The 11,278-nt window shown below is 37.0% G+C and carries 11 protein-coding genes and 1 pseudogene; 9 read left to right on the top strand and 3 right to left on the bottom strand.

Annotated elements, in window-relative coordinates:
• Positions 1–139 precede the first annotated feature (139 nt).
• The 9 genes from PN462_RS16120 to PN462_RS16080 all read left to right on the top strand — a co-directional run bounded on the left by PN462_RS16120 (position 140) and on the right by PN462_RS16080 (position 9,406).
• The gene (locus PN462_RS16120) at positions 140–1,261 is read left to right on the top strand and encodes a diaminopimelate decarboxylase family protein (RefSeq protein WP_334310467.1); all 1,122 of its coding nucleotides are present in this window, start codon (positions 140–142) and stop codon (positions 1,259–1,261) included.
• Positions 1,262–1,447: 186 nt separating this feature from the next.
• Positions 1,448–2,200 carry a hypothetical protein gene (locus tag PN462_RS16115; protein WP_272129838.1) on the top strand — a complete coding sequence of 251 codons (753 nt, stop codon included), beginning with the start codon at positions 1,448–1,450 and terminating at the stop codon, positions 2,198–2,200.
• 46 nt (positions 2,201–2,246) lie between these two features.
• Complete coding sequence (gene asnB / locus PN462_RS16110) at positions 2,247–3,737, top strand: asparagine synthase B (RefSeq protein WP_272129837.1); 1,491 nt, start codon at positions 2,247–2,249, stop codon at positions 3,735–3,737.
• A gap of 171 nt (positions 3,738–3,908) precedes the next feature.
• A complete protein-coding gene (locus PN462_RS16105) occupies positions 3,909–5,162 on the top strand; it encodes a hypothetical protein (RefSeq protein ID WP_272129836.1) in 1,254 nt (417 codons plus the stop codon).
• A 97-nt stretch (positions 5,163–5,259) separates the two neighbouring features.
• On the top strand, positions 5,260–6,120 hold the full coding sequence (locus PN462_RS16100; protein ID WP_272129835.1) for a phytanoyl-CoA dioxygenase family protein: 861 nt from the start codon (positions 5,260–5,262) through the stop codon (positions 6,118–6,120).
• Between the two features lie 16 nt (positions 6,121–6,136).
• Positions 6,137–6,916 carry a cysteine hydrolase family protein gene (locus PN462_RS16095; RefSeq protein WP_272129834.1) on the top strand — a complete coding sequence of 260 codons (780 nt, stop codon included), beginning with the start codon at positions 6,137–6,139 and terminating at the stop codon, positions 6,914–6,916.
• A gap of 20 nt (positions 6,917–6,936) precedes the next feature.
• Positions 6,937–7,932, top strand: coding sequence for a hypothetical protein (locus PN462_RS16090; protein ID WP_272129833.1), 996 nt, complete (start codon positions 6,937–6,939; stop codon positions 7,930–7,932).
• Positions 7,933–7,941: 9 nt separating this feature from the next.
• Positions 7,942–8,631 carry an SDR family oxidoreductase gene (locus PN462_RS16085; RefSeq protein ID WP_272129832.1) on the top strand — a complete coding sequence of 230 codons (690 nt, stop codon included), beginning with the start codon at positions 7,942–7,944 and terminating at the stop codon, positions 8,629–8,631.
• 22 nt (positions 8,632–8,653) lie between these two features.
• Complete coding sequence (locus PN462_RS16080) at positions 8,654–9,406, top strand: class I SAM-dependent DNA methyltransferase (RefSeq protein WP_272129831.1); 753 nt, start codon at positions 8,654–8,656, stop codon at positions 9,404–9,406.
• Positions 9,407–9,458: 52 nt separating this feature from the next.
• Here PN462_RS16080 and PN462_RS16075 read toward each other — a convergent pair whose 3' ends face one another.
• The 3 genes and pseudogenes from PN462_RS16075 to PN462_RS16065 form a co-directional block, all read right to left on the bottom strand.
• The gene (locus PN462_RS16075) at positions 9,459–9,689 is read right to left on the bottom strand and encodes a hypothetical protein (RefSeq protein WP_272129830.1); all 231 of its coding nucleotides are present in this window, start codon (positions 9,687–9,689) and stop codon (positions 9,459–9,461) included.
• A 405-nt stretch (positions 9,690–10,094) separates the two neighbouring features.
• Entirely contained in the window at positions 10,095–10,979 is an 885-nt protein-coding gene (locus PN462_RS16070; protein WP_272129829.1) for a ParA family protein, read from the bottom strand.
• Between the two features lie 21 nt (positions 10,980–11,000).
• Positions 11,001–11,278 (bottom strand): annotated as a pseudogene (locus PN462_RS16065) (ParA family protein); the annotation flags it as partial.

The following is an 11,278-nucleotide window of genomic DNA, read 5'->3' as shown; positions in this document are numbered from 1 at the left end:
TGGATTTTTTTTAATCCATTCATTTAATTCTTGAATATATTGTTCTTGTTGACTTTCCATAACAATTTTCCTGAATTCTCGATATTTTAATTTTACTCCATTCTGACCTCTTTGTTTACAACTCCAATAAAAATGCTATATTAGTTCAATTGGTGAGTTAGTGGCCAGCATAAAAAGTGGTTTTCGTCCCGATCAAATTATCTTTACCGGGCCTGGAAAGACCCAAAAAGAATTATCTTTTGCTGTTAAACAGGAGATCAGTTTAATTGTCGTTGAATCCGTGAACGAAGCGCGTCGCTTAAACACTGTGGCAGAGCAAACTGGAATCACACAAAATATATTAGTCAGAGTGAACCCCCTATATCGCACCAGTTATAGTTGTGAAGTCCAGCAAGGGGGGAATAATTGTAATATTGAGACAGAACCCAATGCACCTGTTCAACTCATTAGTACCAATGCTAGTAAATTTGGGATTGATGAACAAAATGTGTCAGAGGCACTCAAAGAAATTGTATCTCTTCCCCACATCAACCTGAAGGGGATTCACATTTTTACAGAAAGTAATGTACTAGATTATCAACAATTAGTTGCATCTTGTCAAAATACGATTAACATTGCCAATAAGTTAAAAAGTCAAGGCTATCCTATCTCTATCGTAGATTTTGGTGGGGGAATGGGTGTTCCTTATAACAATGTTGATTTAGCCTTTGATATTCAAGCATTTGGTCAACAAATGCAAAGCATTAGTGAGCAGAATCCTTATCAATACCAGTATATTTTTGAATTAGGGCGTTATCTTGTTTGTGAATCAGGGTCTTATGTCGCAGAAATTGTGGACATTAAGACATCTCAAGGGAAAAAGTTTTTTATCCTTGATGGTGGGGTGCATCACTTATTAAGGACATCGATGAAAAGAGCCAATAAATTTATGGATGTCATTGGAAAAGAAAAACAAAATACCGAGAAAGTCACCCTTGCTGGAAAACTCCCAACCCCTTTGGATGTCATGGTTGAAGACGTGGAAGTGCCGACGAATACCGAAATAGGCGATCGCATCGTCATTTACAATTGCGGTGCGTATGGCTTTAATCATAGTGTTACTAATTTTGCTTTACACAATTATCCAGCAGAAGTCGCTTATAGCGATGGAGAAATAGACATTATTCGAGAACCCGGAAAAATTGAAGACTTTTTTTTAAATCAGCAATTTCCTAGCGTTAAAAATCTAGAAAAAGTATTGGCACTCTCTGTCGATACCTAAGACAATACAAAAGTCAAAACAAAAGTCAAACTTGTGTAGGGTGCGTCAGACCTACAAATATAAGAACTAAAACCTAGATTTTTCGGACTGACGCACCGCCCAGATTTAAAACTTTATATACCATCAATGTTTACGTTTCGTTTGAAAATGCTATATCATATCACTAGAACATCAAGGACTTAGAACATGGTAGAAATTTTACAACAGTATGATAAAGACTCAATTATTGGTGTACCCACCTTTTGGAAAGTCTCCAATTTAGGAGTTGTTAAATATCGTCATCACTACAACAATTCTTGGTTATCCACCATTAGAAAAAAAGCCTTAGAACTAAAAAGGGAACTCGCTCACAATATGCACAAAAATCATACCTATATTCGAGGTGCACAGCAATACATTCCTGAAATTCTCGAACTACACCATGACCCTCAACATTTAGCACAACTAGAGGAGTTAGCACAAACCCCTTTAGAACCTTATCCTCTCTCTGTGATCACCTCCAGTTTGACCTACATGAGTCCAACAGATGGTGCAACTGACTGGCACTATGATGGGACTCCGATGGCAGAAATTATCCCTCTCGTCATAGAAGACTTAGAAGGAGGTGAACTGGAAGTTTATCAAGGTCATTCAGATGTCGGTTTAGCAGAATTACAACGAGATGGAGAAATTCCACCAGAAAAAATTCTTTCAATCAAGCATGAAGTCGGATGTAGCGTTTTTGGGCAATTTATGGGATTATTACATCGTGTAAAACCCGTCACGAAAGGTTGTCGAATCTCTCTGAATATGGCTTATCGGTCTAAAGAACGTCCCTATGTAGATAATAATACGATGTGGTATTTAGGGGCTGATAATCCAGAATTTGATTGGCAAGACGAATACTTAAATGACATTAAAAATAAACAACTTCCGGCTTATTTAAAGAATGAAAAATAGATAGAGTGAATAAAGCATTTTTAATGATTAATTCAGTTTAAACTTTATGTGTGGAATCGTTGGATGTTTTGGTTCAAATTTAATAACAGAAGAGGAGTTGGCAACATCTTTGTCAAGTATAATTCATCGTGGCAGAGACGATCAAGGAAATATTCGTAAAAATAATTTTATTTTAGGGCATAATCGTCTTTCTATTATGGATGTAGCAGGGGGACACCAACCCTTATATGACCGAGAAAGTCAATTATACGCAATTGCGAATGGAGAAATCTATAACTACCCCCAATGGAGAGAACAGCTACAGGAAACCTATCATTTCTCAACTCACAGCGATACAGAAATCATCCTCCCCCTTTATCAACAGTTTAGTTATGAGCTTCCGCGAAAGCTAGACGGGATGTTTAGCTTTATACTGGGGAATGAGCAAGAATTTTTGGTTGCACGCGATCGCTTAGGGATTAAACCACTATACTATATTGAAGATAGCACAAATTTAATTTTTGCCTCAGAAATCAAAGCTCTAATCCCTTGGAAACAAGAAATTAAAGAGTTTCCCAATGGCTATTATTATCATTCGACTCAAGGTTTACAATCCTATTATTCCTTCCCTGAACCAGACCATTTTATCACTGATATTGATACCATATTACACAAAATTCGTCAAGGTTTATCAGCCAGTATCCGCAAACGTTTAATGTCTGATGTTCCTGTGGGTGTTTTTCTCAGTGGAGGACTAGATTCGAGCATTATTGCAGCGTTAATGAAGCAAAATGTAGAACACCTCCACTCTTTTTCTGTGGGATTTGCCAATGCTCCTGATCTAAAAGCTGCAAGATTAGTAGCAGAACATTTAGGGACAATCCACCATGAATACATTTACTCCGAAGCAGAAGTGCTATCTTTTTTACCAGAAGTTATTTATCATTTGGAGTCCTTTAATGCTTCTCTCATTCGTAGTGCAGTTCCTTGCTATATTGTTTCTCGTCTGGCAAGTCAATATGTGAAAGTAATTCTGACAGGAGAAGGAGCAGATGAGCTATTCGCAGGTTATAGTTATCTTGCTAACTATAATGATGGTAAAATTTTGCAAGAAGAATTAATTGCTCTCATTCAAGGATTACATAATCTTAACTTACAAAGAGTAGATCGCATGACAATGGCTCATGGCGTAGAAGGGAGAGTTCCTTTTTTAGATACAGACTTTGTAGAAATGGCAATGACCATAGAACCCAGTCTTAAACTTTATCAACGTTTTGGCATAGAAAAATGGTTACTGCGTAAAGCATTTGCCAATGATTTGCCATCAGAAGTTCTCTGGCGTGATAAAATGGAATTTGCTCACGGTTGTGCATCTTCAACATTTTTAGATAATTATGCCAATAAGACTATCTCTGACGAAGATTTTACCGAAGTTCGATGTCGTGGAGAACCCATTAGTAGTAAAGAAGAATTACTTTATTACAGGGTTTTTCAAAAATATTTTCCTTCTCCTCATGCTACGAATTTAGTAGGTATGTGGAATAAAACTCTTCATTAACTGTTCAAGGTATGAAAACTAATGAAAATTATACTAAAATTATTAAATTACAAGCGATCCAAGCACCAAATTACTTATTTGTACCAATACGATGAAATTATATTTACAACGACATTGTGGTATTCGTCCGTTGATTTGTATCGCCTTGAAGACCAATATACTCAAGAGTACATGGAAAAAATTTATTTCCATATTTTCCTGTTTCAAGGGTTAAAAATTCTAAGTTTAAAAGTGACTCATATTGATTTAGGAAAATACTCTCACCATTGGAATCAAAGTTTACAAAAACTTTGGGAGATAAGCGTTGATAAATTATTAATGCAGTGGAGATATGAGTCGGGCAATGTTGACTATAAAAAGCCAGAAATTCTAGTCAAAAATGACTCCTTAGAAAATCAAACAGAACCATTAGTTTTGACTCCAAAAAAAACTCCTTTATTGGTTTGTAATGGAGGGGGTAAAGATAGTCTTTTAATGGCTTCTCTACTTGGCGAACATCAGATTTATTTTGATAGCTTTAGTACAAATTTACATACTTATGCTAATTATGAGAAATTATTTGAATTAAACGAACAACACCTGAAATTTTGGAAAAAATATATTAATCAAGTTCACCGTTTGTATTGGATAGATTCTTTTATGAATTCTCCATCTGCTCAACTCCATGGCATAGACAACTTATATCTCTCTCATCACAGTAATTTTGAACCCAGTCCTCTTGCGTCTGGAATTTTTTCTGTGTTGCCGATCATTCTCCAAGAAAAATACACGATGCTTTGTTATGGGAACGAGAAAAGCTCAGAATCAGACAATCTTAAAGTAAATGATATAAGTGTTAACCATGCTTGGTGTAAAACCACTGAAAGTGAAATTCTCTATGAAACCTATATACAGGAAGTATTGGTTAGAAATTTATCAATTTTTAGTTTAATCAAACCCTATAGTGATACAATAGTTTACAGGATTTTGTCTAATCAACTCAAAGATAATCAGATCAAACAAGTTTATTCTTGTAATCTCAATCCACCTTGGTGTAAATCCTGTCCTAAATGTGCTTATGTATGGTTATCTTTTATGGCTTATTTAAAGCCAGAACATCAACGGGAGGTAGCCACTATGTTCGATCATCAAAACTTATTCGATCTGCCCCAAATGCAAATTTATTATCAGGAAATGTTAGGATTGGGAAAACACAAACCTTTTGAATGTGTGGGAGAAATTGAAGAAGTAAAACTGGCGTTTGAAAAATGTGTTGAGCAAGGGATGTCTGGTCAAGCCATTGACCAATATTTGCAAAATGCTCGTTTAGATCGAAAAAGCTATCAGGAAATATGGGAAAAGTACAATTCCTTAGATTATTCCTATCAGCGTCTGCCGAAAAAATTACTTGAAGCAGTCACTCAAGCATATTCCTCTTTGCCGTAACTTCAATAGTTTTCAGTCTCATTTTGTCCAGTATAAATAAGTCTAACAGTAGCTTATTTAACGAAAAAATTGAATTGTTCATTAATCATTTTTTACCATGAAAAATCAAACAATGCCTCTAACTCAAGAACAAATTTCTCAATATCATCAAGATGGATACCTGATAGCCCCCAACATATTTGATATAGAAGAATTAGAACCATTGCTAACGGCTTGTGAAAATGACCCGGAAATATGGAAAGCAGAATCACCCTACAGGATGAGTAATGGAAAACTGAATCGAATTATGTTTTATGCTCATTTGAGCGAGTCATTGTTAGGTGTTTTGCCTCGTTTGGCAAGGATAGTAGATAGAGTTGAAGCCCTTTTGGATGAAGAATGTTATCATTTCCACTCTAAACTGGTGAGAAAAGAGGCTTATAACCAAGGAAATGTAGATTGGCATCAAGGTTATGGAACTTGGTATCATTATGGTTGCTTGTTTCCTACTCAAGTTACTTGTGCTATGGCAATAACCGAGAATACAAAAGCAAATGGTTGTATGCAAGTCATCAAAAAATCTCATCAGATGGGGCGTTTGAATCATCTCCAAGTAGGAGATACAGATGCAGCAGATCGAGAAAGAATGCAGGAAGTTTTAAAACAGTTGGAAGTGGTAGATTGTGAAATGCAAGCAGGAGATGTATTGTTTTTCCATGCAAATACTCTTCACGCTTCTACCCCTAATAACACAGATAAAATTCGAGTTATTCTCCATTCTACATACAGCACTATTTCTGGCCAACCTTACAAAAAAGATTGGCAACATCATGCTTATAAACCTTTGGAAAAGTTGCCCAATTCAGTAATTAAAGAAGGCAAGTATGATGGCATCTTTAATCAAAACGATTTTTTTCAAGAAAATGACAAAGAGCAAGCATCAGGATTAGTCTTTAGAGGTTTTCAGGAAGCACAATAACTTTTCAAAAAATGAAATGAACAATTCTCTCTATCAAATTGGCACTCCTCCTAACGCTTGGGAAGTTAACGCTAATTTTGCCAATATCGCCCGTCCACCCCTAACTTCTCGATTGCTAACTCTCAAAACAGAAACCAAAACTGTTGAATTTGACTTAGCAAAAGCAGCTTTTTTAGTGATTGATATGCAGAATGATTTCTGTCATCCTGATGGTTGGGTGGGTCATACAGGAATAGATGTGAGCCAAGCTCGTATTCCCATTAAACCTTTACAGAAACTCATTCCAGAAGTTCGTGTTGCGGGGATTCCTATTGTTTGGGTGAATTGGCGCAATCGTTGCGATCTTTTAAATGTCAGTGCTAGCCGTAAACACGCTTATAAACCCACTGGAGAAGGGATCGGATTAGGAGACCCTCTACCAGCCAATCAAGCTCCTGTACTCATGCAGGGAAGTTGGGGAGCAGAAGTGGTTGAGGAATTAGAGCAGAAACCAGAAGATATTTATGTAGATAAATACGAAATGAGTGGTTTTTGGAATACGCCTTTAGATAGTATTTTACGAAACTTAGGCAAGACAACTTTGTTATTTGCTGGACTCAATGCCGATCAATGTGTGATGGCTACTTTACAAAATGCAAGTTTCCTTGGCTATGACTGTATTTTACTCCGAGATTGTACTGCCACAATGTCTCCTGATTTTTGTTTAAAAGCTACATTCTACAATGTAGAAAAATGTTTTGGTTTTGTGACTAATTCCCAAGCTGTTTTAAAAGTTATTGAAGATAAAAAGATTTAAGTTTACGGCAATAATCAAAAATGGTGAACCAAAAAGATCACCAAAATAAAAAAAATTTAATCATTGGAGAAAAACAAATGAAGATTGGCTATATTAAACCCAGTTTTCCGAATGAAAAAAGAGTCGGTTTATTGCCACAACATTTATCCTACTGTAGTTCAGAAGATGAGCGTCGGTTTGAACAAGGGTATGGAGAAACTTTAGATATTCCTGATGCAGCTTATGGAAAAGGTGCTGGTTATTCTAGAGAAAGTTTATTTGAGTGGGCAGATGTAATTTACTGTATTAAAGTCCCTCAACTGGAAGATTATCAATACTTTAGAGAAAACCAAACACTTGTCGGTTGGGTGCATCCCCTTGGGTCTGGGGAGCATTTTATGGAAAACTGTGCTAAACCGAAAAATCTGACCGTGTTTGATGTGACCAATCGTATTTCGATTCGTCATTCTCAAGGAAAATCACAAGTTTTAAATGTGCCGAGAGATATTACTCGTAAAAATAGTATTTTAGCGGGTTATGCTTCTACAATGCACGCGATTACACTCCGAGGTGGGATTCTAAAAGATAAGGTGGTTGCTATTTTCGGGGCTGGTAATGTTGCTTATGGGGCAATGAAATATCTAGCCCAAAAAGATATAGATCCTTTGTTACGCAGAAGAAGTAATCTTGATGTCATGCGGCGAGAATTTAGTAGTTATGATATTTTTATTAATGGAGTAGAAATTGATGAAGGGGAAAAAGCAATTGTTACCCAAGGAATGCTGGATTCGATGAAACCTGGCGCATGGGTGATTGATGTAGCAGCAGATGCAGGAAGAGCCATTGAAGGCACAAAATACACTTCCATTGATAATCCTGTTTACACTGATGAGCAAGGACATACTTTTTATGTGGTGAATAATTCCCCATCTCTGATGTATCGAGAAAGTAGTGAAGTTGTGAGTGAGGGTTATGCCAAATATTTTTGGATGAAACCTATGAGTTATTGGTGTAGTGATTTCTGTATTGCAAGTTAATGATAAATCATGTCAAAATTAATTCTGATTACGGGTGTTAGTCGGGGTCTGGGTCGTGCGATGACCGAGGCTTTGATCCAATTGGGTCATACTGTGATCGGTTGTTCTTTGAACCCAGATGCGATCGCATCTTTACAACAAAAATGGGGCAACCCCCACCATTTCACGGTTGTAGATATTGCAGATGAAATGCAAGTCAGAGAGTGGAGTCAAGAAATAAGCTCAAAATACGATGCTCTAGACTTAATCATTAATAATGCTGGTATCGTCCACGAACTTGCACCCTTGTGGGAAATAGAAGGGCAAATTTTCGACCGTGTAATTGATATCAATATCAAAGGCGTAGCCAATATTCTCCGGCATTTTTTACCACAAATGGTAGCAAAAAGTCAAGGAGTTATTGTTAATTTTAGTGCAGGGTGGGGACGTTATACCACTGCTAATGCAGCCCCTTATTGTGCGAGTAAATGGGCAATTGAAGGCTTAACCAAAGCCTTAGCGCAAGAATTACCTTCTGGCATGGCCGCCGTTTCCCTGTGGCCTGGAACCATCCATACGGATACCCTAGAAACCATTTATGGAGATGAAAAGGCTGCCAAGTATATTCAACCGCAAGATTGGGTCAAAATTGCTGTTCCTTTTCTGTTGCGAATTGGAGCGAGTGATAATGGGAAAGCCTTGGCTATTCCCACAGGATAATTAATAACACAATTCAAGTAAAATGTTAAATAAATTTCAAATTCGCTTACCGGATAATATCGAAAATTTACCCATTAATGAAGAATATTTTTTCATTACAGAAAATGATCAAGAGCGTCGGTTAAAACTGCACGATTATGCAGAAGTTTATCGCATTCCGGGGCTTTATAACTATTTAGCGTTAGAGAAACTACACTATCGCTCACCAGAGGTTATGGCGACTTTACTCACTGAAAATGTCAAAAATAAGGGTGAGTCAGTGCAAGATTTAAAACTCTTAGAATTAGGGGCAGGAAGCGGGTTATTTGGTCAAGCTGTTGCTAAACTAGGCGTAACTTCTATTATTGGCATTGATATTGTTCCCGAAGCATCTGAAGCCACTCAAAGAGATTGTCCGGGAGTGTATCAAAATTATTTTGTGGAAGACTTGACTCAATTATCACAATCTACTCGTGATTTTCTCAAAGAACAAAAATTAAATGGTTTTGTTTGTTGTTCGGCCTTGAGTGCAGGTCATATTCCGGTCAAAGCTTTTGTCACAGGGATGAACTTGATTCAAAATGGAGGTTGGGTGTTGTTCAATGTGGCCAAAACCAGTTATGACTGTGAAGATAACTGTCCAGATTTTGTGAATTTCTACCGTCAAGCGATCGCAAAAAATCACTTAACGGTACATTGCACCCAGTCTTATGTCCATCGTCGCTTTTTTAATGGTCAAACTTTAGAATATGTAGCAATTTTAGCCAAAAAACAAGCAGATATCCCAATCAGTTAAAACTTCAATTTTTCGTAAGCATTCAGCCGTCAATAGTATTTAACCGGATTTCTTATGAATTAACTAATTTATTAACATAAAATTGTGCCACTTGATCAAAAGGGTTCTCTTCCAGACAAATCTTAAAAAAAATCAAAGCTTGTTCATATTCTTGAAGATGATAACATAACACCCCTTGCTCAAAATTGCTGCGGTTTTTATGTTTTGCATCTCGAATAAATAAAGAATCATTATCAAACACTTCAAACACAGAAACTTGTTCTGATTTTCCTTTGACTTGCACTTGGTCAATTAACCGAATATAGTAATCACTGCAACAAGCTAACTTAAAAAAAGTGTAACTGTTCAGGGGGTGTAGAGATAGTGTAGAATGAGGAGTATGAAGAAGCAGATCACCATCGCAGGCCAAGAAATCCCCAGTTCAGAACTAAAAAGTCCCAACCCAATAATTACTCCAACGACTAGCGATTCTGGTTTTGGTGGAAAACGCGGATACTCTTTCGACCTAAATAAAAACCTTCTAAAGATTGAATAATAATTCGTTGCATAATTAACAAACATAATACATCCCATTGTCCCTATTGCTATACTCAGTAGGAGACGAGATAAGTCTTCTGGTACATTAGATACAATAGCTACAAAAACAAGTATTCCAGCACTTATTCCAACTATCAGAAATACTATAGATTTAAATGTGAACATTAAGTTTCTCAACAAACTCTTGCGTTAATTTTTTAAACGCTTTTGACCCCGCAGAATTGGGGGTTTGTAACACAGCAGGGGTAAAACTATCAACTGCTTTGGCGATATTCACATCCATGGGGATACGAGTATTAAAGATTTTTTTGGATTCAAAGTCTTCTTCGATGCGTTGCATGACTTGGTTGTAATAGCGACTGCTAAAAAGTCCCCCGGACAAAATAAAAGAAATCCCTAATAAATCGACATTAAGCGGGGGATTGTATTTCTTTTTCAATTTCTCGATGCGTCGTTCTAAGAGTTGAATTCCCACTAAGGATAATGGTTCGGGTCTAGCAGGGAGTAAATAATAATTACTAGCAACAATGCCACTACGAGTGAGTAAGTTATACCCGGGCGCACAATCTAACAAGATAAAGTCGTATTTGTCAACGACTGGCATTAATATTTTTTTGATTAAACTTTCTTCAAAATATCCCCAAACTTCGGAAAATTTGCTCTCCTCAGCGATCCCTTTTTTATACAAGGTTTCGGCAAAAATGTATTCGTCGTAGAGTTCAATATCTCCGGGGAGTAGGTCTAGTCCCTCTAGGTTACAAACATTTTTGAGAATCATGTCTTCTGTAAAATATTTGCGCTGGATGTAGGGACGAATGATTTTGTCAATTAAATAGTTTAAGGTTCTGCGGCCTTTGCGAATGCGGGAAAAATCGTGGGGGGAAATTAAACTTAATGTGCCACTAATTTGGGAATCTAAATCAACGATTAAAACGCGCTGGTTATAGTCTCTTGCTAGGCAAGTTCCTAGGTTCACTGTTAGCGTCGTTTTACCGACTCCTCCCTTCATGTTAATGGTGGTTAAAACTTGTCCCATAAAACTTCTCAATTTGCGCGTTTATCTTTTTGATTTTACCTTTTTTGCTAACCGTTTGAGGAATTCTTTTGTTAATTTTTCAAAGGCTTTTGAACCGGAGGCTTGGGGGTTATTTAAGACTACAGGTTTAAAGTAATCAACGGCCTGTGCTACGTCAACATTCACCGGAATTTCTGTGTGAAATACTTGGTCTTCTCCAAATTCTTGGGAGAGACGGTGTTTTACTTTTTGTTCCATGTTGGTGAGTTTCCCCCTTGCAGTATAAACAATTCCGAGGGATTCTGCGATCGCGCGATCGC

It is taken from the genome of Spirulina sp. CS-785/01 (assembly GCF_028330525.1).
Lineage (GTDB): Bacteria > Cyanobacteriota > Cyanobacteriia > Cyanobacteriales > Spirulinaceae > JAQMSD01.
Note: the sequence above shows the minus strand (reverse complement) of the source record. Positions and strands in the feature narration are given on the sequence as shown.

What these genes read in the sequence shown, in the direction of transcription:
- PN462_RS16105 (WP_272129836.1), top strand. Translation starts at nt 3,909, where the DNA reads ATGGAAAAAATTTATTTCCATATTTTCCTGTTTCAAGGGTTAAAAATT.
- PN462_RS16080 (WP_272129831.1), top strand. Translation starts at nt 8,654, where the DNA reads ATGTTAAATAAATTTCAAATTCGCTTACCGGATAATATCGAAAATTTA.
- asnB (WP_272129837.1), top strand. Translation starts at nt 2,247, where the DNA reads ATGTGTGGAATCGTTGGATGTTTTGGTTCAAATTTAATAACAGAAGAG.
- PN462_RS16070 (WP_272129829.1), bottom strand. Translation starts at nt 10,979, where the DNA reads ATGGGACAAGTTTTAACCACCATTAACATGAAGGGAGGAGTCGGTAAA.
- PN462_RS16090 (WP_272129833.1), top strand. Translation starts at nt 6,937, where the DNA reads ATGGTGAACCAAAAAGATCACCAAAATAAAAAAAATTTAATCATTGGA.
- PN462_RS16100 (WP_272129835.1), top strand. Translation starts at nt 5,260, where the DNA reads ATGAAAAATCAAACAATGCCTCTAACTCAAGAACAAATTTCTCAATAT.
- PN462_RS16115 (WP_272129838.1), top strand. Translation starts at nt 1,448, where the DNA reads ATGGTAGAAATTTTACAACAGTATGATAAAGACTCAATTATTGGTGTA.
- PN462_RS16085 (WP_272129832.1), top strand. Translation starts at nt 7,942, where the DNA reads ATGTCAAAATTAATTCTGATTACGGGTGTTAGTCGGGGTCTGGGTCGT.
- PN462_RS16095 (WP_272129834.1), top strand. Translation starts at nt 6,137, where the DNA reads ATGAACAATTCTCTCTATCAAATTGGCACTCCTCCTAACGCTTGGGAA.